Origin of the sequence: Veronia nyctiphanis, assembly GCF_004116385.1 — a bacterium.
GTDB classification, from domain to species: Bacteria; Pseudomonadota; Gammaproteobacteria; order Enterobacterales; family Vibrionaceae; genus Veronia; species Veronia nyctiphanis.
This window is the reverse complement of the sequence record NZ_PEIB01000010.1, coordinates 118,194-143,518: the sequence shown is the minus strand read 5'-3', so window position 1 is coordinate 143,518 and position 25,325 is coordinate 118,194. Positions and strand designations below refer to the sequence as shown.

Genomic DNA, 25,325 nt, shown 5'->3' with positions numbered 1-25,325 from the left:
TCGTCGGGCTCATAACCCGAAGGTCGTCGGTTCAAATCCGGCCCCCGCAACCAATTCTCGATACTATCGGGAACAAAGCGACACTAGCTCAGCTGGTAGAGCGCAACCTTGCCAAGGTTGAGGTCACGAGTTCGAACCTCGTGTGTCGCTCCAATTTTTTCCGGTATTTTGTCAGCCTATCGCTGTGCAGCATACTCTTGCTCTTTTGCAGATTTCTCTGCGTATAAACAATCAAACATCCAAGGCCTAGCTTTTGGCTGTTCAACTTAATGCTGTGAAGCATTATTTGGGAGTTTTTTCACGCTCCGAAAAATCTGACTGAAAAAGTGGTGATGTTTTAGCGTATAACGTATTTAAACACGCCTTTCTTTCTGTTTTCTAACAGAGTTATCCACAGTTTTTTGCTTGTGGGTAAAGTCGTTGATGAATCTCGAAAATTAGTTAGTTATCACGCGAAATTTGATGATGTGTTGATCAATGACTTGTAACGGTAAGAATATAAAATCTATTCTAAGTTACTGTTATTACTGGTAGGTATGAAAGATAAACTCAGCTTTTAAAGGCTTTATCCCCAGTTTATTCAATATCTGTGATTTGTTTCTCCTTTAACTCCCGAAATGTGTTTAACTATTTTGAGAGCCTCTTTAGCATCAAATACTAAAAATGTTTTCCACATCAACATCTCTGACGTGTTTAGTCTGCTGTTGATGTAACAAAAGGTATATTGAGTGTCTGGTAGGTGGCTTCCTGCATGAGTTATCAAGCGTCTCTTGGTAAGCCTTTTTCAACAATCCTTATCAAACGTTTGGTCGATGGGGGTAGCACATTCACCGAGGCTTCCTTCCTCTTTGAGCGCTGTTGCTCAATGGCCCAATCAATGTGTTCATCAAGCATAGCAGAAGTTCCTTTACTGTCTGTCAAAAGATCCAAAATAGTGGGATCGTAGGGGGCATTTCCAAGAGCTACAGCAATGTTTCTGCGCCATTTTTCGTGGCCTATACGGCGGATCGGGGATCCCTCAGTTTTTTTTAAAAACTCATTTTCAGTCCACGAAAATAAATCGATCAACGGTTGATCAACGAGTTGCGGTCGACCGTGAAAATCACTTTCGTCGGTGATATCTGATTCTCTGTTCCATGGGCAAACGAGCTGACAATCATCACAGCCATAAATCCGGTTTCCCATAGGCTGCCTGAACTCCAAGGGAATTGGGCCGTCTAGCTCGATCGTGAGATAAGAGATGCAACGTCTGGCATCAATAATACCATCAGCAATGATGGCGTCTGTTGGGCAGGAAGTGATGCAAGCAACACACTTACCGCATTGATTTTCCTTTGGGGAGTCAATGGGCAGAGGAAGATCGACCAGCAATTCACCGAGAAAGAACCAAGATCCGGCTTGATCGTCCAGAATCAGAGAGTGTTTTCCTGTCCATCCGAGCCTGCTTTTTCGGCCAGCGGTCGTTCAAGTACGGGGGCTGAGTCGACAAAGGGTCTGAAGCCATATTCGCCTACGTCCTGTTCAATGCGTTTACCCAGTTGCTTAAGGCGGTTACGGATCAACTTGTGGTAATCGCGTCCCAGTGCATAGCGGCTGATAAAGCCTTGCTCTGGCGTGCCTAGTGATGTTGCAAATCCCGCTTTGGGAGGGAGGTAGTTCATACGCACACTGATCACTCGGATTGTGCCCGGGACAAGCTCTGCGGGCCGCGCGCGCATCATGCCATGTCTTGCCATCCAGTCCATTTCACCGTGATAGCCGTGATCTAACCACTTTTGCAGTTCTTGTTCGTGCTCTGAGAGATCAACATCGGTGATCCCGACGTGCTGAAATCCCAATTCCTGACCCCATTTACGGATCTTTTCGGCGAGTTGGTTAAAATCGAAAGTTGGTTCGTGTTGCTCTTTAGACATGGCTTTCTGGAGATGATCGTTGATAGATAAAAGTTTACCACACTTGCTATACACGGCGGATCAAGTTCGTCAAGGCGAGAGAATCATTGCTTCTGAACTCGGCGTTGATCTTTACGATCTGATGGAGCGGGCCGGAAAAGCGGCATTCAGTACCCTCATAGAGTATTGGCCCAATGCTTCTAGGATCGCGATCATCTGTGGGTCAGGGAACAATGCCGGTGATGGTTATGTGATTGGCAGGCTGGCTCTTGAAGCGGGCTTATCGGTATCAGTGACCGCTTTAACGTCTCCTCAATCGTTATCCGGTGATGCAAAGCGCGCGTTTGACAACTTTTACCATGCTGGTGGCCGTGTAACGGACTCAATTAGTGTAACTGACGTTGATGTTGCCGTAGATGCAATATTAGGAACCGGAGCCAATAGAGCGCTTCAGGGAGCGTATCTGGATGCTGTTGAATGCCTTAATGCCTCATCGGTGCCCGTGATGTCTGTTGATATTCCGTCAGGGTTACATGCCGATACGGGCGCTGTTTTAGGGAACGCCGTTGAAGCAGCGGTGACAGTCAGTTTTATCGCTCTCAAACAAGGCATGTTTACCGGAAAAGCGCGGCAGCATATTGTAGAAGTGCTTTTTGTTGGGCTCGGTCTGGATGAATCCTTTCAAGCGAGATTTTCTCCATCAGCAAAGAGGTTGGCCATTCTTGGACATGTACCGGCTTATCCAAGACGACGTGCTGCGGCTCATAAAGGCCATTTTCGCCGGGTACTTTGCGTTGGTGGCCATTCTGGTATGGGCGGGGCAATTATTCTGGCAGGGCAGGCTACTTTACGAGCGGGGGCAGCTTTGGTTTCACTTTGTACGCAGGCAGAACATATAACGGCTGCGCTTATTAGACAGCCCGAATTGATGACCATGCCCTACGCAGAGTGTGAGGATGGTTCAAACCTCATAACGTCATTTGAATGGGCTGAGGTGATTGCCATTGGTCCTGGGCTCGGCCAAAGCGATTGGTCGCGAATACTTTTCAAGAATGCGCTTATGAATTCATCTCCGATGGTGGTAGATGCTGATGCACTGAACTTGCTGGCTGAAAAACCAATTAGACGTGAAAATTGGATACTCACACCTCATCCGGGAGAAGCCGCACGTTTATTGAAGAAAAGCAGTGCGGAAATCGAACAGGACCGCTTTTCGGCGGTCAGAGAATTACAAAGTTACTTTGGCGGTGTTGTGGTGCTTAAAGGCGCGGGAACAATCGTTTATGATGGTCAGCAGATGGCGATTATTGATGCCGGTAACCCGGGAATGGCAAGCGCAGGTATGGGAGATGTATTAACGGGTGTGATTGCGGCATGTTTAGCGCAGTCTTTGCCGATGTATCACGCAGCTTGTCTCGGCGCATTTATACACAGCCACGCCGCGGATATGGCAGCAGCGGGCGGTGAGCGAGGGTTATTGGCCAGCGACCTTTTGCCCTATCTTGGGCAAGATTTTTTGAGTAGTGAGTAAGATGACAGAAACTTTTCAGGCGCAACTGGTTGATGAGCAGGCAACGGTTGCTTTTGGCAATGCGGTGTCTAAAGCATGCCGCCAACAGACCACCATATACCTTCATGGCGATTTAGGTGCAGGTAAAACCACGTTCTGCCGCGGATTTATTCAGGCATTGGGGCATGATGCAAAGTAAAAAGCCCAACCTATACTCTGGTAGAACCTTATGAACTTCAGGAATGGCAGGTCTATCATTTTGATTTGTATCGATTAGCTGATCCTGAAGAACTCGAATTTATGGGAATACGTGATTATTTTTCCCCTGATGCATTATGTCTTGTTGAATGGCCTGAGAAAGGACATGGCTTACTTCCAGAGCCAGACATCGATCTGACGCTTGAATATGTTGGTGAACAACGCGTCGTTAACATTAAGCCCAATACATCAGCAGGTCATGCTCTTGTTGACCATTTGGAGTGGAACGAAGAATAATGAAGTGGCGGGGATTAGTCATAGCCTTACTATGCTGGATGGGGGCTGCGTTTCCGGCTTTGGCCAACAAGCTGGAGAATATCCGTGCATGGCCGGCGCCAACAGAAACGCGCGTAGTCATGGATCTGGCTGATGCCCCCCAATACAGTTTCTTTACGCTGACGTCACCCAACAGGCTGGTGGTCGATTTAAAGAAAACGGGTCTTGGGGTTGCACTTCCCATGACAATACAAAACAGCAAAATCCTCAATAAAATTCGTAAGAGTAATCCGCCTGAAGCGGGTACCTACCGTCTGGTTTTTGAGCTTACAGACAAAAGTAAACCTCGCTTATTTACGCTGGCACCCGGTGGTGAATATGGCCATCGATTGGTTATCGACTTGCCGCATTCCGATAAAAAAGAGGATGTGAAACCAGTTAAACGCCCCAGCTCTTCGACAACTAAAGCATTGCCGTTTGGTACTGACGATATTGTTATCGCAGTAGATGCTGGGCACGGTGGTAACGATCCCGGTGCGATTGGTCCGGGTAGAACCTACGAAAAGCACATCACGCTCGCTATTGCTAAACAAGTCGCCGAAAAAATCAATAAAGTACCGGGGATGCGCGCTGTGTTGACGCGAAGTGGCGACTATTATGTCGACCTCAACAAGCGTTCGAAGATCGCCCGTAAAAATAAGGCGCATTTATTAGTCTCCATTCACGCAGATGGTTTCAGTAAACCTGAGCCCAAAGGGGCCTCTGTGTGGCTGTTATCCCAGCGCCGCGCCCGCAGTGAAATTGGTCGTTGGTTGGAGCAGACTGAAGAACAGTCAAACCTCCTTGGTGGCGGTTCTCTGCTTGGTGATGGCAACGAAGATGAATATCTCAGCCGCGCTGTTCTTGACCTCCAATTCGCTAATTCTCAAAAAGAAGGGTACGACGTTGCCATAGGTGTTCTGGAGAGGCTAGGTAAGTTCACATCATTGCATAAGTCTAATCCTGAATATGCCAGCCTTGCTGTCCTGAAATCGCCGGATATTCCGTCTCTATTAGTAGAAGCTGGATTTATTACTAACCCCAAAGAAGAGCGACTTCTCAAAACGTCCAAGCACCAATGGAAGGTGGCCACCGCCGTCGCTGAAGGGATTATTTCTTATTTTGAGCAGTTCCCGCCGGATGGCACCTTGATGGCAGTGAAAAAGAATGGTGTAAAGCACACCGTGAAATCGGGTGAATCATTAAGTGTTATTGCCAAACGTTATGGCAGCACGGTGTCATCTATTCGGGCGGCGAACGGACTGAAATCGAACACATTACGTGTTGGTCAGTTATTGACAGTGCCGAATGTGAATGTAGGTTCAGTTGCCGTCAAGGCGTCCGATAGCAAAAGCTTAACCACAAAAACCACGTCGAAAAAGAGACAAACGTCGTCCAGTGGAGCCCCAACACCTACACGCACGACGACAGTGACACACACCGTACGAAAAGGTGATTTTCTCGGTAAGATTGCGGCTAAATATGGCGTGACGGTGACCAGTATTCGTCAAAATAACCGTTTGAAGCGTGATGTCTTGTATGTGGGCAAGAAACTGAAGATCGTTGGCGCTAAAGTTGCCGTACCTGTTGCCTCCCGTACTCGTCATAAAGTGAAGCGTGGTGAATACCTCGGTAAAATCGCTGCGAATTATGGTGTCAGCATTGAAAGTATTCGTCAGGCAAATAAGCTTCGGTCTGATGAGCTGGCGATTGGCCAGACGCTGATCATCCCCAGAGGTTAATCATGACAATTCAGATTCTGCCTGCGCGACTTGCAAACCAGATTGCCGCAGGCGAAGTGGTGGAACGTCCCGCTTCTGTGGTGAAAGAATTAGTAGAAAACAGCATTGATGCAGGCGCAACTCGTATCGATATAGATATCGAGAAGGGCGGTGCAAAGCTTATTCGGATCCGGGATAACGGCTCCGGTATTTCAAAAGACGAACTCCAACTGGCACTAAGTCGTCACGCTACCTCAAAAATTGCCTGCTTGGACGACCTAGAATCTATCGTGAGCCTTGGCTTTCGTGGTGAAGCACTGGCCAGTATCAGTTCTGTCGCCCGCCTGACTCTGACATCGAGAACCGTTACTCAGTCTGAGGCTTGGTCTGCCTACGCGGAAGGCCGAGAGATGGACGTTAAAATCAAGCCCGCAGCCCATCCTGTTGGTACCACAGTCGAAGTGGTGGATTTATTTTTTAACACACCAGCCAGACGAAAATTTCTTAGAACAGAAAAAACTGAATTCGGGCATATTGACGAACTGATCAAGCGGATTGCATTGAGTCGCTTCGATGTCGCTATTACGTTACGACATAATGGGACCATCGTCCGGCAGTATCGTGCAGCGTCAAATAGAGCGCAGCAGGAGCGGCGCCTCTCGGCGATTTGCGGAGCGGCCTTTGTTCGCCATGCCGCTGAGGTTACCTTGGATCATCACGGGCTGACTTTATCGGGATGGATATGTACCCCGGAAGGCGCTCGAAACCAGAATGATGTTCAGCATTGTTTCGTTAATAAGCGGATGATGAAAGACAAGCTGATCAATCATGCCATCAGGCAGGGCTATGAAACCTCGCTCAAGGCTGATCAGTTTGCCGCCTATGTGCTCTTTATCGAAATCGACCCGAGTCAGGTTGATGTTAATGTGCATCCTGCCAAGCATGAGGTCCGTTTTCAGCAAGCCAGGCTGGTACATGATTTTATTTACCAAGCTGTCTCCGATGCTTTGTCTCAGGTCGCCAGTGATGTGCAGCCTGAACTGCCTGACACGCAGGACAATGCGTCAAGAATAGAAGAAGCCGCGGCGCTTTCTTCATACGATGCTGCTGTAAACAACAGCCCTGAATACCCAAACAAAACAGAACCATCAGATTGGCGACCTGCTAGCAGAGGAGTCGCGTCAGGCCTGAGTGGAGAAAGTGCTGAGACGTCATTTCAGTCGAGCGCTAATTCTGGTGAACCCAGACAAGAATCTTTCGCTAACAACACGTCATCTACTCACTCGGGTGGAGGATATTCTCAGAAGGGTAAATACCACTCTGAACCTGCTCCATCTAAAGCAACACAAAAAGCCTATCAAAAACTCATGACGACGCCATCGTTTGATGACGGGCAAAACGCTGAAGGTTCTTCGGCATTTACCGTGAGTCCTAAAGAATGTCACAGTGAATTGCGCTCTGATATGGCCGTTCAGGCTGACAACAGCGCGTCCGTCGAGGCAATTCAACAGCCTGTTTCGGTTGGTCATGCTCAAGATGGGCTCGGTAAAGCGCTTACAATTGTGAGAGAGCAGTATCTGCTGCTGGAGCAAAAATCAGGTCTCGCACTCATGGACCTCTCCTATGCAACGTTTTTGTCGTCACTTGGTAAACTCAAGCCAGCATGTGATGATGAGGGCTTGGCTGCCCAGCCATTATTAATACCACAGGCTATTCCGGCATCTTCGGAAGAGCAGGCGTTAATCGAAAAACATCAGAATCTGCTGGTGGCGTTTGGGATTGTGCTTCGCTCAAAATCCAAAACTCAGCTGATGGTGATGGCTGTCTGCCAACTGCTTAGAAATCAAAACTTACAGAAGTTTATTCCCGCATTACTGGTATTCCTCCGCGAGTTGCCGCACACTGATCGGTCTCAGCAGATTTCTGTGATGGCTGATTGGCTTGCAACGCAAACGGGCGTGCCGGAGTCGTTCAGTTTGTCACAAGCTGTGACATTGGTCACCGATTTAGAATTATGCTGGCAGGGTTCGCTGGCAGAGTATTATCCTATGCTGCTGCGTTCAGTGGATGTTACAGCAGCGGTAGAAGCGTTCCAGAATGAGTAAAGCGTTACCTAAAGCCATTTTTTTGATGGGCCCTACTGCCTCGGGCAAGACTGCATTGGCAATTGCACTGAGGCAACAGTTTCCGGTAGAGATAATTAGCGTTGACTCCGCACTTATTTATCGGGGAATGGACATTGGTACGGCAAAGCCGGACGAGCAAGAATTATCGTTAGCCCCTCACAGGCTGATCGACATTCGTGACCCGTCTGAGGTTTACTCTGCGGCAGACTTTCGCGCCGATGCGCTGCGTGAAATGGATGAAATTGTCGCAAAAGGAAGAATACCTTTGCTTGTTGGTGGAACCATGCTTTATTTCAAAGCATTATTGGAAGGTTTATCACCTTTACCGCCAGCAGATTCCAGCATTCGTTCTAAAATTGAGCTGGAAGCGACTGAGAGAGGCTGGCATGCATTACATGAAGAGCTTTGCCGCATTGATCCAGTGGCGGGCGCGAGGATCCATCCTAATGATCCTCAGCGACTATCCCGAGCGCTGGAAGTTTACAGAATTTCGGGTAAAACGCTGACTGCGTTGACCCAAGTTAAAGGTGAACCTTTGCCCTACGAGGTTCACCAGTATGCAATAGCCCCCAAGGAAAGGAGGAACTGCATCGCCGGATCGAGCTGCGATTTGAAAATATGGTTCAGGCTGGCTTTGAAGACGAAGTACAACGTCTTTTTGAGCGTGGAGATCTCAATCCTGATATGCCATCAATTCGCTGCGTCGGTTATCGTCAGATGTGGGACTATTTTTCGGGTGTATGTTCTCTCGACGAAGCTGTTTTTCGCGGAGTGTGTGCGACTCGACAGTTAGCCAAGCGTCAGATCACCTGGCTACGTAGCTGGGATAAGCTGACATGGCTTGATAGTGATAACGTACCTGGATCTTTGCAAACGGTCGCTGAGCATCTGACCTAAGCAATGGCGAAGGAGCGCAACCTTGTTGTCGGCGTTATCAATTTATGATGCTTAATACAAATACAAACCAATAAGGAAAAGATAAATGGCTAAGGGGCAATCTCTACAAGACCCATTTTTGAACGCACTGCGTCGTGAACGTGTACCTGTCTCTATTTACTTAGTGAACGGTATTAAACTTCAGGGACAGATTGAATCGTTCGACCAGTTTGTGATTCTGCTGAAAAACACAGTCAACCAAATGGTATACAAGCACGCAATTTCGACGGTTGTTCCAGCGCGTCCTGTTAACCATCACCACAACGGTAATGAGCGTTCGCAGAACGAATCACGTCCCCAAGAAAAAACTGAGGAGTAATAATCCGTTGGTGAGGAGTTGATCGCTTGTTTGACCGTTATGAAGCCGGTGAACAGGCTGTTTTAGTTCATATCAACTTCGCGCAAGAAAGTGATAGGGATGAATTGAGTGAGTTTGAGATGCTGGTGTCATCTGCAGGTGTTGAATGCTTGCAGGTGGTGACGGGCAGTCGACAAGCTCCGCATTCCAAATACTTTGTTGGTGAAGGTAAAGCGCAAGAAATTGCTGATGTCGTCCGAATGACCGGTGCGGAAATCGTCATTTTCAACCATGCGCTCTCGCCAGCTCAGGAACGAAACTTGGAGCACCTGATGAAATGCCGGGTGCTTGATCGAACTGGGCTAATCCTAGATATCTTTGCACAACGCGCCCGAACCCACGAAGGTAAGTTGCAGGTTGAGCTGGCACAGCTTCGCCACCTGTCAACCCGATTGGTTCGAGGCTGGACTCACCTTGAGCGTCAGAAAGGCGGTATTGGTTTAAGAGGGCCGGGTGAAACCCAGCTTGAAACCGATAGGCGTCTATTGCGTGATCGTGTTAAAGCCATTCTTCGTAGACTTGAGAAGGTTGCCAAGCAGCGTGAGCAAGGCCGACGTGCGCGTAACCGTGCAGAAGTCCCCACTTTATCATTGGTAGGCTATACCAATGCGGGTAAATCGACACTGTTTAATCGTTTGACTGCCGCAGGTGTGTATGCGGCTGACCAGTTATTCGCGACATTAGACCCAACTCTTCGGAAGATCGAAGTTGAGGACGTTGGTGATGTTGTGTTAGCTGACACAGTCGGATTTATTCGTCACCTGCCACATGATCTTGTCGCCGCTTTTAAAGCTACGCTGCAAGAAACACAGGAAGCGACTCTTCTTCTTCATGTTATCGATGCTGGAGATGAACGTTTTCGAGAAAACATTGATGCGGTCAATGAAGTGCTGGAAGAAATTGATGCACATGAGGTGCCATCACTCTTAGTGATGAACAAAATTGACAGTCTGGAAGACTCAACGCCACGTATTGAACGTGATGATGAGGGCATACCGCGCGTCGTTTGGGTTTCTGCACTGGCAGATGTCGGCATGGATCTGCTTTTTGAGGCACTGACCGAGAGGTTGTCAGGAACTATGGTAAGCTATCGCTTACGTATACCTCCTGCTGCGATCGGCAGAATACACAGCAAGTTTTACCAGTTGCGTTGTATAACACACGAAGAGTTTGAAGCAGACGGTTACCTATTGATAGACATTCGATTGCCGCAAACTGACTGGTTGAGACTGAAAAAACGAGAGGGCAGTACGTTAGGTGACTTTATCCTTGCCTGACAGACTGTTACAGTATAAAAAACTATCGTCATATCATATTGATGGAGTGCTCTAATGGCGTGGAATGAGCAGGAAATAATGGCGGCCAAGACAAGGATCCCTGGGGGAACCGAGGCGGCCGTGATCAGGGTCCACCGGATCTTGACGAAATATTTGGCAAACTTGGGCGCAAGCTCAATGGATTGTTTGGTGGCGGTGGCCCTTCTTTGGGCGGTGGCAGTGCTGCCGGTTTAGGGGTGATTGCAGTTGTTGGTGCAGTGGTCTGGGGTATTTCAGGTTTCTATACAATTGGGGAAGCGGAGCGTGGTGTTATTTTGCGTTTTGGTGAATTCGAACGTATCGAGCAGCCCGGTCTCAACTGGAAACCAAACTTCATAGATGACGTACAGACGGTTAATGTCGAAGCAATTCGTTCACTCCGTGCATCTGGGTTGATGCTGACCAAAGATGAAAACGTGGTCCGCGTTGAAATGGACGTCCAGTATCGAGTTGCTGATCCAGAAAAATACCTGTATGCAGTGACAAATGCAGATGATAGCCTCCGTCAGGCCACTGACTCAGCGCTACGTGCTGTTATCGGTGATGCAGTGATGGATGAAATCCTGACAACTGGTCGTCAGGTGATCCGTGAGCGCACACAGGTCGAAATCAACCGAATCATTGACCGTTACGGCATGGGTCTGCAGGTGGTTGATGTTAACTTCCAGACTGCACGTCCACCTGAGCAAGTTAAAGATGCATTCGACGACGCGATTGCAGCGCGAGAGGATGAAGAGCGTTTCATCCGAGAAGCCGAAGCGTATCGAAATGACATTTTGCCAAAAGCAACGGGTCGTGCTGAACGTCTGAAGAAAGAAGCATTGGGTTATAAAGAGAAAACAGTTAACGAAGCATTGGGTGAAGTGGCTCAGTTCGAAAAACTATTGCCTGAATATCAAGCTGCACCTGAAGTGACCCGAAGCCGGCTGTACCTAGAAACGATGGAAAGCGTTTTCGAAAATACCAGTAAAGTGCTTATCGATTCGAGTTCAGGTGGCGGTAATTTGCTTTACCTTCCATTGGATAAACTGATGAATCAGCGACCTCAACAATCATCTTCTGCGCCGACGAATCAACAGAACTCATACGGTATTGAGCTTGAGCAAAGCCAGAATGATCCGCAATCTCAATCAGGGCGTTCTAATTCACGTCAGGGGAGGTACTGATAATGCGTAAGTTATTAATTCCTCTCTTAATTGTCGCAATTATTTTGCCTCTGATGTCTGTGTTCGTTATTGACGAAGGCGATCGTGGTATCGTTATTCGATTCGGTCGAGTGCTGAAGGACAATAATGATATGGCGCGTATTTACGAGCCGGGCCTACAGTTCAAGTGGCCACTTGTGGATCGCGTGAGACGTCTTGATGCTCGTATCCAGACAATGGATGACCAGTCGGATCGTTTTGTAACGTCAGAGAAAAAAGACGTTATCATCGACTCCTACGTAAAATGGCGTATCAAAGACTTTGGCCAGTATTACCTGTCGACAGGCGGTGGTAATCGTTTGACCGCTGAAGCGCTGCTTCAACGTAAAGTCGCTGATGGCTTGCGTGCAGAAATCGGTTCGAAGACTATCAAAGAGATTGTTTCTGAGAAGCGTGAAGACGTAATGGATGATGTTCTCAAAGAAGCGCAAACCAGTGCCAAAGATATTGGTATTGAAGTTATCGATTTGCGTATTAAGAAAATCAACCTGCCAGAAGAAATCAGTGAATCAATCTACAAGCGTATGCGTGCAGAGCGTGAGACGGTAGCCCGTCGTCACCGTTCTCAAGGTCGTGAGAAAGCGGAAGTTATTCGAGCGCAAGCTGAGCTTGAAGTGGCAACGGTTCTCGCTGAAGCAGAGAAAACTGCGCGAGTGACGCGCGGTGGAGCAGATGCTGAAGCAGCACAGATTTTTGCTGAGACCTTCTCAAAAGATCCCGACTTCTACAAATTCCTTCGTTCGCTTCAGGCTTACAAGAAAAGTTTGAATAACAAGGGTGATATCTTGGTTGTCGATCCAAACAGTGAGTTCTTCCAATACATGAAAGAGCCTGCTATCAATCGGTAACTGATACTGATTGAGACAAAAAAGACAAGGCATTTCGCCTTGTCTTTTTTTATGGTGAAATGAAAAGGAAAAAGAAAGCCACATTCTCTCATCATTTATAACGGACAAAAAAAATGCTGACCGAAGTCAGCATTTTTAATCATCTATTCGAAAAATTCGAATTAAGCTGGAGTAACGTCTGCAGCTTGTGGGCCTTTTTGGCCTTGTTCAACAGTGAAAGTTACCGCTTGGCCTTCTTTCAGAGTTTTGAAACCGTCAGTTGCGATAGCACGGAAGTGAACGAATACGTCAGCGCCACCGTTGTCCTGAGTAATGAAACCAAAACCTTTCTCTTCGTTGAACCACTTAACGGTACCAGTTGATTTAGACATAATAAATCCTAATTTCTTTAAATTAAATGTTTCGCATGTTGCGAAGTTGTAGCCATAAAGAATTATTTATTTGAGGTAAAACATATGTATAAAAATCTTCATACATCACTGGTAAAGCAGCATAACGAAGGTTTCAAAAGCATAATATTACAGATAAATAGGTCTGTTTACAGGCCGAGTCGAATAATAGCACTTTTTAACCAGTTGTATAGCAATATTTCTAATTTGCGTGAAACCTCTATGAAGTGCCGCCGAGCCGCATTCGGATCGTCACCATTATTCGAGCAATAAGAGGGCGATTGCCTTGCTTACCATTGAATAATCATTTTCGCTATGTATTGAAAACTGACCAAGATAGCTTCTGTCAACTTAACATTAGCGAAAACCTGTTTATAATCCGCGCTGTGGTGACGATAACTAAAGGCGTTGATTTTTTGATGATAGTAGAATTGTGGCTGGCGATTGGAATTGCGCTGATGCTTGAAGGGCTCGGACCTCTGTTATTTCCTGAGAAATGGCGGAAGATGATGTCTGAGCTAAGCAGTCAGCCAAGTAACTTACTACGACGAATTGGTGGATGTCTGGTTGCAGCAGGCTTCGCTATTGCATATATGATGTGGTCGTCTAAGTAAATGGACACGGGATGAAATTGTGACACTACATTTCTTGTATTCTCGACGACGGTCAAAAAATGACTGCATGATTTTATTTATGGTGCTAGAATCCCGTTTTAACTATCAACTGACTGGTAAAGATGGGTAATAACGTAGTTGTTCTCGGCACCCAATGGGGTGACGAAGGTAAGGGGAAGATCGTTGATCTTCTGACCGAAGACGCAAAGTATGTGGTTCGCTACCAGGGCGGTCACAATGCAGGTCATACTCTTGTCATCGACGGTGAAAAACCGTTCTTCACTTGATTCCTTCTGGCATTCTTCGTGACAACGTAAAATGCATCATCGGTAATGGCGTTGTTCTTTCGCCTGACGCTCTGATGAAAGAAATGGGCGAGCTGGAACAACGTGGTATCCCTGTTCGTGAGCGCCTATTCCTGTCAGAGGCTTGTCCGCTAATTCTTCCTTATCACATTGCGCTTGATAATGCGCGCGAAGCCGCTCGTGGCAAGAAAGCAATTGGTACTACTGGTCGTGGTATCGGTCCTGCTTACGAGGACAAAGTTGCTCGTCGTGGCCTACGCGTTGGTGACCTGTTCGATAAAGAAGCCTTCGCAGAGAAGCTTAAAGAGGTCATGGAACTTCACAACTTCCAGCTTGAGCATTATTACAAAGTCGAGCCTGTTAGTTACGAAGACACGTTGGCTACAATCCTTGAGCAAGCTGATATTCTGACTGGTATGGTTGTGGATGTGACGCAAGAGCTTGATGACGCGCGTCAGCGTGGCGACAAGATCATGTTCGAAGGTGCGCAAGGTACACTGCTGGATATCGACCACGGTACCTACCCGTACGTGACGTCTTCAAATACTACAGCTGGTGGAGTTGCTGCTGGTTCTGGTTTTGGTCCACGTCATCTTGGCTATATTCTGGGTATCGCGAAAGCGTACTGTACTCGTGTAGGTGCGGGTCCATTCCCAACTGAGCTTTATGATGGTCAGGACAAACAAGACCCTGTTGGTAAGCATCTTGGCGATGTTGGTCACGAGTTTGGTGCGACGACTGGTCGTCTGCGTCGTACTGGTTGGTTTGATGCCGTTGCTATGCGTCGTGCTATCCAGATCAACTCAATCTCTGGTTTCTGTCTGACAAAACTGGACGTATTGGATGGCCTGAAAGAAATCAAAATCTGTACTGGTTACCAGCTAGAAGACGGTACGGTACTGAATGTTTCTCCAATGGCGGCCGAGGCTTACGAAAGCGTCACGCCAATCTACGAAACCGTTCCAGGTTGGTCAGAGAACACCTTCGGCGCGAAGTCGTTGGACGATCTGCCACAAACGGCATTGGATTATATCGCTCGTATTGAAGAGCTGACTGGCGTGCCTGTTGATATCGTTTCTACTGGCCCAGACCGCAACGAAACTATCATCAAGGTTCATCCTTTTAGCTGTTAATGGTGAATTGATAGTTTAAAAAAACCAGCCAGTAGGCTGGTTTTTTTTCGTCTGTGATCTTGTGTCGGCTAATATAACAAGAACAAGGAAACTATAAAGCTGTCGTTATTTCTGCCGATATACTGTCCAGAATAACGAAAAAGTGTCTTTGGGTATGTCTAATGAAACAACTCGCTAAATCTCTTCTGTTTACTGGTGCAATGGCACTGAGTGGGCAATCTCTGGCCAATGTGGGGCCAGCTTTTCCTGTATATACAGAAACTGACCTGATGGCGATGTTCGAGACCAATACCCACCTGAAGCGAGTTAAGGCCGACGACTGCCAGCTTATCGAAGATATTGTTGCTCGTGCGACTAAGATTGATTTGCCTGCTTACCAGTTCCTTTACGGCGACATGCTGGCATGGGGTGTATGTGTCGATAGACAAGTTGAGGCAGGCGTCGATTTTATGAAAAAGGCGGCAAGGCAGGGTTTACCTGCCGCGCTTGAGCAGCTTGGACGTTATTATGAGAAAGGCACACTTGTTCAGAAAGATGAAGAGCGTGCTGTCCGTTATTTTAAAGAAGCCGCGTCACTTGGCTATATTCAAGCAAAAATTCAACTCGCTGAACTTCTACTAAGGGATTACGGCAGCCCGCTTGATTATGAAGATGCATATCGTTGGTTAAACCAGACGGCGACAGGTGATAAACGCACCCACCGCCGCGTTGCGGCTCTCATGGACGGCCTAGCAGACCGTATGCCACGGAACATTATTGCTCGGGCCAAAGCCGCGAGTTATTAACTCAAGACTTTGTGTGGACCGAAACACTCATAGTGAATGTTTTCAGCTTTCACCCCCACTTTTGTTAATTGTGATGCGATGCTTTGCATGAATCCTACTGGACCACACATATAATAGTGTTGCTCAGGATCTTTGGTGATGTGAGAAACGCGTGATAAGTCCATGAACCCGAGATAGTCGAAATCCTCCCCGGGTAAGTCATCCAACAAAGGCGTGTTGTACCAAATATTGTGCTCGCCCTCTCCATGTTGTTTGGTGAGCTGTTTAGTCTGTTCGGCGAATGCATGCAGGCCACTGTGCTCGGCAGCGTGGAGCCAGTTTATTTCGGCCTTATGGTTACCCGATAACGTTTCGAGCATTGATAGTGTGGGTGTTAACCCAACACCTGCGGAGATCAACGTTACTGGTGTGGTTGCTGGCGAATTGAAGAAGAAGTCACCATGGGGCGGGGTGAGCTCTACCGTGTCTCCGACATTGACGTTATCGTGCAGATAGTTTGAAACTTTCCCGTCATTCTCACGTTTGACAGCAATACGGTAGTGCTCAGGGCTGTGTGCCGCCGCCAAGCTATATTGTCTGATTTCCTGAAACTCCAAGTCCGGAGTCGCGATCGTGATACCGATATACTGCCCAGGCTTAAACGCAGTGACAGGTTTTCCATCGACAGGAGCAAACGTGAAACTGGTGATGAGGTCGCTTTGTTTTTCTTTTTTGATAACGGTAAAGGCCCGTTTACCTCGCCATCCGCCCTCAGCGTTCTCTTTTTCCTGATAAATATCTTCTTCTCGGCTAATGAACACACTGGCAAGAAAACCGTAAGCTTCAGCCCACGCATCCAATACCTCTTGCCCGGGTGATAGCAACTCATCAATGGTTGCCAGCAGGGTCTCACCGACAATGTCATACATCTCAGGTGTAATGTTGAAACTTGCGTGTTTATTGGCAATTTTTTCAACAACCGGGAGAAGCGCTTCGATGTTATCGATATTGGCGGCGTAGCCGTATACCGCATTAAACAAGGCTTCCCGTTGCGCATTGTTGGTTTGATTACTCATATTGAAAATGTTTTGCAGTTCTGGGTAATGCGCAAACAGGCGCTCGTAGAAATACTCGGTCAACGAAGGACCGGTTTGGGCCAGAATAGGTGCCGTAGACTTAACAATTTCAATTGTTTTGGGCGTCAACATAATACTTCCTCTTAAACATGCATCTCAAATGTATGTTATAAGTTGTATCTCAAAGGTATCTTTTAGTCAACGGGGAACTTACAATGGTGTCAAAGGAGACAACACGTGCAATTAACCACCTTCACTGATTTTGCGCTTCGGGCATTAATGTTCCTTGCCAACCTTGAACAGGGAAAACTGACCAGTATTACTGAAGTTACTGAGGAATATGGGGTGTCCAGAAATCATATGGTGAAAATTATCCACCGTTTGAGCCAGTTGGGATATGTGGAGACAGTGCGCGGAAAAAACGGTGGTATCCGATTAGGAAAAAACGCATCAGAGATCAATGTTGGTCAACTGGTGCGCGATATAGAACCCCTGCAGATAGTTAACTGCAGTCCAGATTTTTGTCATATCTCACCCGCTTGCAGACTCAAAGGCATCTTAGGTGATGCGATTTCGCAGTTTTTGCAGGAGTTAGATAAATACACACTTCAGGATCTGACGGTAAATAACCAGCCGCTTATCAACCTATTACATACCACTGACGCAGGTCGGGCCGCCAAATAACGTGACGGCGGAAATAAATTCCCCTAAAAGCCCGACGAATACCCATTTTGAAATAACTTCAGGCGATATACTGAATCTTGTGTGTTGCCGACAGGAACAATGAATGTCGATAGACAAAAACTTGCATTCGAACGATCCGCATTTGGATCGCGAAGCAGAAAAATATGAAAACCCGGTACCGAGCCGCGAGCACCTACTTGAAGTCATTAAAGGTTTCACTGCGCCGGTCAGTCGTGACCAACTGTTCGAAGTACTTGGCCTAAACACGGATGACCAATACGAAGGCCTTCGCCGTCGTCTGCGAGCGATGGAGCGTGATGGTCAGCTGATTTTCACTCGCCGCCAGTGCTATGCCCTGCCGGAAAGGTTGGATTTAGTAAAGGGTACGGTGATTGGACACCGTGACGGTTTTGGTTTCCTTCGTCCAGAAGGGAAGGGAAATCGCGAAGACTGGCTGTTGCCACACCATCAGATGAAAGGTGTGATGCACGGCGATTTTATCCTTGTTCAGCCTGCCGGAACGGACAAACGTGGTCGAAAAGAAGCCCGTGTTGTCAGAGTGCTGGAAGAGCGAAAGGCGCAAATTGTTGGCCGCTATTTCGTCGAGAATGGCATTGGCTTTGTGGTGCCGGACGACTCACGTCTTGGTCAGGATATCGAGATACCGGAAGACTCGCGCAAAGGTGCCCGAATGGGCAACGTGGTGGTGGTGGAAATTTTCCAGCGTCCAACCCGTAAGCACAACCCGGTGGGTCGAATTGTTGAGGTGTTGGGAGAGAACATGGCTCCCGGTATGGAAATCGAAATTGCCATGCGAACCCACAACATTCCTAATGAGTGGCCGAAAGAAGTCAGTCAGCAAATCAAAGGTTTGAATGACGAAGTACCGGAAGAGGCGAAACAAGGCCGTGTCGATTTGCGAGACCTGCCGCTTGTCACCATTGATGGTGAAGATGCTCGTGACTTCGACGATGCCGTTTACTGTGAGAAAAAACGCTCTGGTGGCTGGCGTCTTTGGGTTGCGATTGCCGATGTCAGTTATTACGTCAGACCGGATTCTGCGCTCGATAAAGAAGCGGTGAACCGCGGTAACTCGGTGTACTTCCCGTCACAGGTAATTCCTATGTTGCCTGAAGTGCTGTCAAACGGGCTATGCTCGCTGAACCCACAGGTTGACCGCCTGTGCATGGTGTGTGAGATGACCGTATCGGCATCGGGTAAGCTGTCAGGCTTCAAACACTATGAAGCGGTGATGAATTCGCACGCCCGCCTGACTTACACCAAAGTGTCTCAGATGCTTGATGGCGATGAAGAGCTGCGCGACCGCTACAAAAACTTAGTGCCGCATCTGGAGCAGCTCAATGCTATGTACAAAGTACTGAAAGCTGCCCGTGAGCAACGTGGTGCGATTGAGTTTGAAACCGTGGAAACCAAATTTCTATTCAATGCAATGCGTAAAATCGATCGCATTGTGCCCGTTGAACGCAACGATGCTCACAAGATCATCGAAGAATGTATGATTTTGGCGAATATCGCGTCTGCCCGCTTTGTTGAGAAACACAAAGAAGCAGCCCTTTACCGTGTGCACGAAGCGCCGGGTGAAGAGCGTCTGACAGGATTTAAAGATTTCCTGAAAGAGCTGGGTTTGAGTCTTCAGGGCGGATTGGATCCGTCCCCTGTCGATTACGCTCAGCTGGCTCACACTATTCAAAACCGTCCTGATCAAGAGCTTATTCAGACCATGTTGCTGCGCTCGATGAAGCAGGCCGTATACCAAGCTGATAATTCCGGTCACTTTGGTTTAGCACTCAAGCAATATGCTCACTTCACGTCGCCTATCCGTCGTTATCCGGATTTGCTCCTTCACCGCGCCATCAAATATCTGATTGCCAAGCAGGAAGGTAACAATACCGATAAATGGACACCGACAGGCGGCTATCACTACAGCATGGACGATATGGACGTGTTGGGTGAGCAGTGCTCGATGACAGAGCGCCGTGCTGACGATGCGACCCGTGATGTGTCTGATTGGCTGAAATGTGAATACATGCAAGACCATGTCGGCGATGTAATGGACGGTGTGATTGCTAACGTTACCGGATTTGGCTTCTTCGTCCGCCTTAATGAGTTGCACATCGATGGTTTAGTGCATATCTCTAATCTCGATAACGACTACTACCGCTATGATATGGTCGGACAGAAATTGGTGGGTGAGAGCTCTGGACGTGTCTTCCGTCTTGGTGACGAGGTGCAAGTCAAAGTACTGTCCGTCAACCTTGATGAAAGGATGATCGATTTTGAACTGGCAGGTTCAAAACGCCGCGCGCGCGGTGCGGGGAAAACGGCTCGAGACAAGGCCAAGAAAAAAGGCCGCGCAGAATCTCAGAAAACCCCTGCAGCCAGCCGTGAGAGACTGTCTGTTCGTCAACAACTGAAACGAGGTGCCATTCCAAGCGCTGAGGGCGATAAAGCCCCAGAAGGCGCGGGTGCCCGTAAAGGCGGCGGAAACAAAGGCACTGCAGGAAACAAGAGCGGCGCTGGTAATAAAGGCCGAAGAGGGAAAGGCGGTAATAAGCCAAGCGCTGATAGCGCTCAGTCAGGAAACCCAGCCAGAAATAAAACCAAAGCTGAAAAAACGCGCAAGAAAAAATCGCAGAAGCGAAAGCCTGCTACCACCAGTAACAAAAAGAAGTAAGTCATGAGTAATGAAATGATCTACGGCATCCATGCCGTCAAAGCGGTACTGGCCTCGGATCCGGCCCGATTCATCGAAGTGTTTGTACTGAAAGGACGTCAGGACGACCGTATGCTGCCTGTGCTCAACGAGTTGGCAAGTCTTGGGGTAACCATTCAGGAGTCTGGTCGTAAAGGGCTGGATGACAAAGCTAAGGGCGCGTCTCATCAGGGCATTATTGCCCGCGTGAAGCAAGGCCGTCAGTACAACGAGAATGATCTCGATATTATTCTTGATGGCAAAGAGGCGCCGCTGTTTCTAGTGCTTGATGGGGTAACTGACCCACACAACCTTGGTGCGTGTCTGCGAAATGCTGATGCTGCAGGTGCTTGTGCGGTGATTGTGCCGAAAGATAAATCGGCACAGCTTAATGCCACGGTGCGCAAAGTGGCGGTTGGCGCGGCTGAAGTGATGCCGCTTGTGCGTGTGACCAACCTTGCCCGCACCATGCGTAAATTACAGGAAAAAGGCGTATGGTTTGTCGGCACGGCAGGTGAGGCCACGCACGATATTTACCACAGCAAGCTGACGGGCCCATTGGCGATTGTCATGGGTGCGGAAGGCGATGGTATGCGCCGTCTGACGCGTGAAACCTGCGATGAGCTGATCAGTATTCCGATGTCCGGCAGCGTATCGAGCCTTAACGTTTCTGTTGCCTCAGGGATATGCCTGTTTGAAGCGGTGCGTCAACGTCAGGTCAAATAACCGAAGTTTAGATTTTAACCTAAAAAAGCAGCCTAAAGTGTGGGCTGCTTTTTTGTTTATGGTCTTAGTGTAAACGGTGCAGAAATACAGCGGAGTGGTAAGGTAAAAGCAAAACTCATCCAATAAGTTAGCCATTGTTCGTCAAACCCCCGCCTTTTTGAAATTTCTCTTGCCTGAACTGACGAATCTCTGTACTATTCCGCCTCCAAATTCCTGGTCTTTTACTTTCGTTCCTTGCTTCCGCTGGATGACCGGGCACGCGTGGAAGCTGAATAATCCGTAAGGAGCAACTCATGCGTCATTACGAAATCGTATTCATGGTGCACCCTGATCAAAGCGAGCAAGTTGCTGGCATGATCGAGCGTTACACTGGTTCTATCAAAGAGTCAGGTGGTGAGATCCACCGTCTTGAAGACTGGGGCCGTCGTCAACTGGCTTACCCAATCAACAAGCTGCACAAAGCACACTACGTTCTGATGAACGTTGAAGCTGAGCAGGCTGTTGTTGATGAGCTGGAAACTGCGTTCCGCTTCAACGACGCTGTGATCCGTAACATGATCATGCGTACTAAAGGTGCTGTGACTGAGCCATCTGTGATGATGAAGGCTAAAGAAGAGCGCGCACCACGCCGTGAAGAGCGTTCTGAAGCTCCAGCAGCTCCAGTAGCGCAAGAAGGCGAAGCAGCGGCTGAGTAATTTGCGTTGAAGACCAATCGAATGGCGCTAGCCGGTGTTATTGCCCAAGGCCCGATTCGACGTCAGAGTCCTGCCGGTATCACTCATTGTCACTTTGTGCTTGAGCATAAATCGGAACAACAGGAAGCTGAACTGCCAAGCAGGTGTATTGCCGGATTCCGGTGGTCGTCAGTGGGCAGGGGTCGCAAACCAATACTCAACATTTAGCTTTAGGCAGTAGCATTGAGGTAAGTGGGTTTCTCGCTTATCAAACCGGCCGAAATGGCACAGGTAAATTAGTGTTACATGCTGACCAAATCATAGATATTTAGATCAGGAGATAAGCCCATGGCACGTTTCTTCCGTCGTCGTAAATTCTGCCGTTTCACTGCAGAAGGCGTACAAGAGATCGACTACAAAGATGTAGCGACTCTGAAAAACTACATCACTGAAGCTGGTAAAATCGTACCAACCGCATCACTGGCACCCGTGCTAAGTACCAGCGTCAACTGGCTCGCGCTATCAAGCGTGCTCGTTACCTGGCTCTGCTGCCATACACTGACAAGCATCAGTAATCGGCACTGTCCAACCAAGTTAATAGAGGAATAGATAATGCAAGTTATTCTGCTTGATAAAATCGCCAAACTGGGTGGTCTGGGTGATCAGGTAACTGTTAAGTCAGGTTACGCACGTAACTTCCTTATCCCACAAGGTAAGGCTGTTATGGCAACTAAAGCAAACGTTGAGCACTTTGAAGCTCGTCGTGCTGAACTAGAAGCAAAAGTTGCTGAAGTTCTGGCTGCTGCAGAAGCTCGTGCTGAGAAAGTTAACGCTCTGGAAGCGGTTCAAATCGTTTCTAAAGCGGGTGACGAAGGTAAACTGTTCGGTTCTATCGGTACTCGTGACATCGCTGATGCAATCACTGCAGCTGGCGTTGAAGTAACGAAGAGCGAAGTTCGCCTGCCAGAAGGTGTACTGCGTAACGTTGGCGAATTCGAGATCAGCGTTCAGCTGCACTCTGAAGTATTCGCAACAGTAAACCTGGCAGTTGTTGCTGAGTAATCAGTCGCAATCGTCCAGAAAAAGCCAGCCTTCGGGCTGGCTTTTTTGTATCTGCTTTTTGTCAGTCGTTCAGCGCTTTCATTTCTTTCAGAGAACAGCACGTTTTATTCTTCTGCGTCACGCCTCAAATCCAAAACTAAAGCCTTAAATTAATTGCGATTTACCTGATCGGGAAAAAACTTAACTATGCCAGCGAAACACAGCGTTGTAAGCGCTATAATGTCGGGCGCAGTGACAAGGTAAATACACTATGGCAGAACAACGCAGCAACAAACCGTACAATTCAAATAACCGCACTACCGACAAACAGATGGAAGCGCTGAAAGTGCCTCCGCATTCTCTCGAAGCAGAGCAGTCTGTAATCGGTGGACTGATGCTGGATAACGAACGCTGGGATACCGTCGCTGAGAAAGTGATCCCCGGTGATTTCTACAGCCGTCCGCATCGCCTGATTTTTGAAAGCACGAAGCAAATCCTTGATGGTGGCTCACCGCTGGATTTGATTACCTTGTCTGAAAACCTCGAAAAGCAGGGCATGCTGGAAGAGGTGGGTGGCTTCGCTTATTTGGCTGAGCTGGCCAAAAATACCCCGAGTGCTGCGAACATCGTCGCTTATGCAGACATCGTTCGTGAGCGCGCGATGGTGCGTAACCTGATTGGGGTAGCTAACGAAATTGCTGACGCGGGCTATGAGCCTGAAGGTCGCACCTCAGAAGACTTACTCGATCTTGCCGAGAGCAAGGTCTTTGCCATTGCCGAATCCCGCACCACAGAGAACGAAGGCCCACAGCACATTGATTCTGTGCTGTCTAAAACCCTTGAGCGTATCGAGGTCCTGTTTAAAAGCCCACAAGATGGCGTTACGGGGGTCTCGACCGGGTTTAACGACCTCAACAAAAAAACCGCAGGTCTACAAGGCTCTGATTTGGTGATTGTTGCCGCGCGTCCGTCGATGGGTAAAACCACCTTCGCGATGAACCTTTGTGAAAACGCGGCGATGGATCAGGAAAAACCTGTCCTCATCTTCTCTCTTGAAATGCCCTCAGAACAGCTGATGATGAGAATGCTGGCCTCGCTCTCTCGCGTAGACCAAACCAAAATCCGTACGGGTCAGTTGGACGATGAGGATTGGGCACGGATCTCCTCAACCATGGGGATCCTGATGCAGAAGAAAAACATGTACATCGATGACAGCTCAGGCCTGACGCCAACCGATGTGCGTTCGCGTGCCCGCCGTATTGCCCGCGAGCATGGTGGCCTGTCGATGATCATGGTCGACTACCTGCAATTGATGCGTGTGCCGGCACTGCAAGACAACCGTACCCTTGAGATTGCCGAGATCAGCCGCTCTTTGAAAGCGCTGGCAAAAGAACTCAACGTACCTGTTGTTGCGCTTTCTCAGCTCAACCGCTCGTTGGAGCAACGTGCCGATAAACGCCCGGTTAACTCTGACCTGCGTGAATCCGGTGCGATTGAGCAGGATGCTGACCTCATCATGTTCATCTACCGTGATGAAGTGTATAACCCGGAAAGCCCGCTCAAAGGCATTGCAGAAATCATTATTGGTAAGCAGCGTAACGGCCCAATAGGCTCAGTACGCCTGACCTTTCAGGGACAATACTCCCGTTTCGATAATTACGCCGGCCCGGCGTACGATGAAGAATAACGGGACGACGCTTGATGAAAACCGCTTACGCACAAATTGACCTTGATGCGCTGGTTCACAACCTGCTGGTGGTAAAACGCCACGCACCGCAATCGAAGACGCTGGCCGTGGTCAAAGCCAATGGTTATGGCCACGGATTGTTGTCTGTGGCTAACACGCTGGAATCGACCGCCGACGGCTTTGGCGTCGCGCGAATTGAAGAAGGCCTGACGTTAAGAGCGGGCGGTATTGTCAAACCTATACTGCTGCTTGAGGGCTTTCTCGTTGCCAAAGACTTGCCCAAACTGGTTGCGAACAACTTCGATACTGTTGTTCATTGCCAAGAGCAACTGGAAGCGCTGGAGTCTGCGAAGCTGGAGCGTCCGCTCAAAGTGTGGCTCAAGATCGACACGGGCATGCACCGGCTGGGTGTTCGTCGTGAAGAGGTCTCTGAGTTTGTCGCGCGGTTGAGTGCTTGTAAGAATGTTTCATCGCTTAACTACATGACACACTTTGGCTGTGCTGATGAGTTGAATAACCCAATCACGCCGCTGCAAATTCAATGCTTCAATGGGCTGACTCAAGGGCTTGAAGGAGAGCGCTCGCTTGGCGCATCATCGGCCTGTTTGTCTTGGCCTGAAAGCCACACCGAGTGGGTACGCCCGGGGATATCTTTGTATGGCGTCTCACCATTCTCTGATCAAAAAGGCGAAGACTTCGGCCTCAAGCCCGCGATGACACTGACATCCAGCCTTATCGCGGTGCGCAAAGTCACGCCGGGCGAATCTATTGGCTATGGCGGAACCTGGGTCTCGATGCAAGAAACCCGTGTCGGCGTTATTGCGATAGGCTATGGTGATGGCTATCCACGAACGGCTCCAAACGGCACACCCGTGCTGGTCAATGGCCGTCGTGTACCTGTGGTAGGACGCGTGTCGATGGACATGTTGATGGTTGACCTTGGCCCTGATGCTAAAGATAAGGTTGGCGATAAAGTCGTGCTCTGGGGGCAGGGGTTGCCTGCTGAAGAGGTTGCCGCCCACATTGGCACTATCGCCTATGAGCTACTGGTGAAACTCACTTCCAGAGTTGTACTCAGATACAGCTAAGCAATA

The 25,325-nt window shown here is 48.5% G+C and carries 17 protein-coding genes, 1 tRNA gene and 7 pseudogenes; 22 read left to right on the top strand and 3 right to left on the bottom strand.

Going from position 1 to position 25,325, the window contains the following annotated elements; translation table 11 throughout:
* Positions 1 to 77 precede the first annotated feature (77 nt).
* Positions 78 to 153, top strand: a tRNA-Gly gene (locus CS022_RS10400).
* 606 nt (positions 154 to 759) lie between these two features.
* On the opposite strand, the pseudogene queG reads toward CS022_RS10400, so the two are convergent.
* Positions 760 to 1,913 (bottom strand): annotated as a pseudogene (queG, locus tag CS022_RS10395) (tRNA epoxyqueuosine(34) reductase QueG).
* Positions 1,914 to 1,932: 19 nt separating this feature from the next.
* On the opposite strand from queG, the gene CS022_RS10390 reads away from it, so the two are divergent.
* The 9 genes and pseudogenes from CS022_RS10390 (at position 1,933) to hflC (ending at position 12,425) form a co-directional block, all read left to right on the top strand.
* Positions 1,933 to 3,423 carry an NAD(P)H-hydrate dehydratase gene (locus tag CS022_RS10390; RefSeq protein ID WP_235869399.1) on the top strand — a complete coding sequence of 497 codons (1,491 nt, stop codon included), beginning with the start codon at positions 1,933 to 1,935 and terminating at the stop codon, positions 3,421 to 3,423.
* Between the two features lies 1 nt (position 3,424).
* Positions 3,425 to 3,897: pseudogene (tsaE, locus tag CS022_RS10385) on the top strand (tRNA (adenosine(37)-N6)-threonylcarbamoyltransferase complex ATPase subunit type 1 TsaE).
* Positions 3,897 to 5,657: a LysM peptidoglycan-binding domain-containing protein gene (locus tag CS022_RS10380; protein WP_129122218.1), complete on the top strand. Its 1,761-nt coding sequence runs from the start codon at positions 3,897 to 3,899 to the stop codon at positions 5,655 to 5,657. Before tsaE ends, CS022_RS10380 begins: the two are co-directional and overlap by 1 nt.
* Positions 5,658 to 5,659: 2 nt before the next feature.
* Complete coding sequence (gene mutL / locus CS022_RS10375; RefSeq protein WP_129122217.1) at positions 5,660 to 7,741, top strand: DNA mismatch repair endonuclease MutL; 2,082 nt, start codon at positions 5,660 to 5,662, stop codon at positions 7,739 to 7,741.
* A pseudogene (gene miaA / locus CS022_RS10370) lies at positions 7,734 to 8,659 on the top strand (tRNA (adenosine(37)-N6)-dimethylallyltransferase MiaA). The gene mutL and the pseudogene miaA overlap by 8 nt, the downstream one beginning before the upstream one ends.
* Positions 8,660 to 8,744: 85 nt before the next feature.
* Positions 8,745 to 9,017 carry an RNA chaperone Hfq gene (gene hfq, locus CS022_RS10365; protein ID WP_129122216.1) on the top strand — a complete coding sequence of 91 codons (273 nt, stop codon included), beginning with the start codon at positions 8,745 to 8,747 and terminating at the stop codon, positions 9,015 to 9,017.
* A gap of 26 nt (positions 9,018 to 9,043) precedes the next feature.
* Positions 9,044 to 10,333 carry a ribosome rescue GTPase HflX gene (hflX, locus tag CS022_RS10360; protein ID WP_129122215.1) on the top strand — a complete coding sequence of 430 codons (1,290 nt, stop codon included), beginning with the start codon at positions 9,044 to 9,046 and terminating at the stop codon, positions 10,331 to 10,333.
* A 54-nt stretch (positions 10,334 to 10,387) separates the two neighbouring features.
* Positions 10,388 to 11,538, top strand: a pseudogene (gene hflK / locus CS022_RS10355) (FtsH protease activity modulator HflK).
* A gap of 2 nt (positions 11,539 to 11,540) precedes the next feature.
* Positions 11,541 to 12,425, top strand: coding sequence for a protease modulator HflC (gene hflC, locus CS022_RS10350; protein WP_129122214.1), 885 nt, complete (start codon positions 11,541 to 11,543; stop codon positions 12,423 to 12,425).
* 161 nt (positions 12,426 to 12,586) lie between these two features.
* Here the strand turns inward: hflC and cspE are convergent, their stop codons facing one another.
* Positions 12,587 to 12,796, bottom strand: coding sequence for a transcription antiterminator/RNA stability regulator CspE (gene cspE, locus CS022_RS10345; protein WP_129122213.1), 210 nt, complete (start codon positions 12,794 to 12,796; stop codon positions 12,587 to 12,589).
* Between the two features lie 437 nt (positions 12,797 to 13,233).
* Between cspE and CS022_RS10340 the strand changes: the two genes are divergently transcribed.
* From CS022_RS10340 to CS022_RS10330, 3 genes and pseudogenes are all read left to right on the top strand, one after another.
* Positions 13,234 to 13,428 (top strand): DUF2065 domain-containing protein, encoded by a 195-nt coding sequence (locus CS022_RS10340; protein ID WP_129122212.1) that lies wholly within the window; start codon positions 13,234 to 13,236, stop codon positions 13,426 to 13,428.
* A 122-nt stretch (positions 13,429 to 13,550) separates the two neighbouring features.
* Positions 13,551 to 14,866 (top strand): annotated as a pseudogene (locus CS022_RS10335) (adenylosuccinate synthase).
* A 161-nt stretch (positions 14,867 to 15,027) separates the two neighbouring features.
* Positions 15,028 to 15,651, top strand: coding sequence for a tetratricopeptide repeat protein (locus CS022_RS10330; RefSeq protein WP_129122211.1), 624 nt, complete (start codon positions 15,028 to 15,030; stop codon positions 15,649 to 15,651).
* Here CS022_RS10330 and hmpA read toward each other — a convergent pair.
* Positions 15,648 to 16,838, bottom strand: a complete 1,191-nt coding sequence (gene hmpA, locus CS022_RS10325; protein ID WP_129122210.1) for an NO-inducible flavohemoprotein — start codon at positions 16,836 to 16,838, stop codon at positions 15,648 to 15,650. The two genes, CS022_RS10330 and hmpA, sit on opposite strands and share 4 nt — an antisense overlap.
* A gap of 105 nt (positions 16,839 to 16,943) precedes the next feature.
* Between hmpA and nsrR the strand changes: the two genes are divergently transcribed.
* The 9 genes and pseudogenes from nsrR to alr all read left to right on the top strand — a co-directional run bounded on the left by nsrR (position 16,944) and on the right by alr (position 25,319).
* A complete protein-coding gene (gene nsrR, locus CS022_RS10320) occupies positions 16,944 to 17,390 on the top strand; it encodes a nitric oxide-sensing transcriptional repressor NsrR (RefSeq protein ID WP_129122209.1) in 447 nt (148 codons plus the stop codon).
* Between the two features lie 103 nt (positions 17,391 to 17,493).
* A complete protein-coding gene (gene rnr / locus CS022_RS10315) occupies positions 17,494 to 20,085 on the top strand; it encodes a ribonuclease R (protein ID WP_129122208.1) in 2,592 nt (863 codons plus the stop codon).
* Positions 20,086 to 20,088: 3 nt separating this feature from the next.
* Complete coding sequence (rlmB, locus tag CS022_RS10310) at positions 20,089 to 20,829, top strand: 23S rRNA (guanosine(2251)-2'-O)-methyltransferase RlmB (protein WP_129122207.1); 741 nt, start codon at positions 20,089 to 20,091, stop codon at positions 20,827 to 20,829.
* 293 nt (positions 20,830 to 21,122) lie between these two features.
* On the top strand, positions 21,123 to 21,524 hold the full coding sequence (gene rpsF / locus CS022_RS10305; RefSeq protein ID WP_129122206.1) for a 30S ribosomal protein S6: 402 nt from the start codon (positions 21,123 to 21,125) through the stop codon (positions 21,522 to 21,524).
* A gap of 21 nt (positions 21,525 to 21,545) precedes the next feature.
* A pseudogene (gene priB / locus CS022_RS10300) lies at positions 21,546 to 21,805 on the top strand (primosomal replication protein N); the annotation flags it as partial.
* A gap of 46 nt (positions 21,806 to 21,851) precedes the next feature.
* Positions 21,852 to 22,078, top strand: a pseudogene (rpsR, locus tag CS022_RS10295) (30S ribosomal protein S18).
* A gap of 37 nt (positions 22,079 to 22,115) precedes the next feature.
* Complete coding sequence (rplI, locus tag CS022_RS10290; protein ID WP_129122205.1) at positions 22,116 to 22,565, top strand: 50S ribosomal protein L9; 450 nt, start codon at positions 22,116 to 22,118, stop codon at positions 22,563 to 22,565.
* A 250-nt stretch (positions 22,566 to 22,815) separates the two neighbouring features.
* Positions 22,816 to 24,231: a replicative DNA helicase gene (locus CS022_RS10285; RefSeq protein WP_129122204.1), complete on the top strand. Its 1,416-nt coding sequence runs from the start codon at positions 22,816 to 22,818 to the stop codon at positions 24,229 to 24,231.
* Positions 24,232 to 24,245: 14 nt separating this feature from the next.
* Positions 24,246 to 25,319, top strand: coding sequence for an alanine racemase (gene alr, locus CS022_RS10280; RefSeq protein WP_129122203.1), 1,074 nt, complete (start codon positions 24,246 to 24,248; stop codon positions 25,317 to 25,319).
* Positions 25,320 to 25,325 lie beyond the last annotated feature (6 nt).

Coding starts and splice junctions, on each gene's coding strand:
- CS022_RS10380 (WP_129122218.1), top strand. CDS start 3,897: ATGAAGTGGCGGGGATTAGTCATAGCCTTACTATGCTGGATGGGGGCT.
- mutL (WP_129122217.1), top strand. CDS start 5,660: ATGACAATTCAGATTCTGCCTGCGCGACTTGCAAACCAGATTGCCGCA.
- hfq (WP_129122216.1), top strand. CDS start 8,745: ATGGCTAAGGGGCAATCTCTACAAGACCCATTTTTGAACGCACTGCGT.
- hflC (WP_129122214.1), top strand. CDS start 11,541: ATGCGTAAGTTATTAATTCCTCTCTTAATTGTCGCAATTATTTTGCCT.
- cspE (WP_129122213.1), bottom strand. CDS start 12,796: ATGTCTAAATCAACTGGTACCGTTAAGTGGTTCAACGAAGAGAAAGGT.
- CS022_RS10340 (WP_129122212.1), top strand. CDS start 13,234: ATGATAGTAGAATTGTGGCTGGCGATTGGAATTGCGCTGATGCTTGAA.
- CS022_RS10330 (WP_129122211.1), top strand. CDS start 15,028: ATGAAACAACTCGCTAAATCTCTTCTGTTTACTGGTGCAATGGCACTG.
- hmpA (WP_129122210.1), bottom strand. CDS start 16,838: ATGTTGACGCCCAAAACAATTGAAATTGTTAAGTCTACGGCACCTATT.
- rnr (WP_129122208.1), top strand. CDS start 17,494: ATGTCGATAGACAAAAACTTGCATTCGAACGATCCGCATTTGGATCGC.
- rlmB (WP_129122207.1), top strand. CDS start 20,089: ATGAGTAATGAAATGATCTACGGCATCCATGCCGTCAAAGCGGTACTG.
- rpsF (WP_129122206.1), top strand. CDS start 21,123: ATGCGTCATTACGAAATCGTATTCATGGTGCACCCTGATCAAAGCGAG.
- rplI (WP_129122205.1), top strand. CDS start 22,116: ATGCAAGTTATTCTGCTTGATAAAATCGCCAAACTGGGTGGTCTGGGT.
- CS022_RS10285 (WP_129122204.1), top strand. CDS start 22,816: ATGGCAGAACAACGCAGCAACAAACCGTACAATTCAAATAACCGCACT.
- alr (WP_129122203.1), top strand. CDS start 24,246: ATGAAAACCGCTTACGCACAAATTGACCTTGATGCGCTGGTTCACAAC.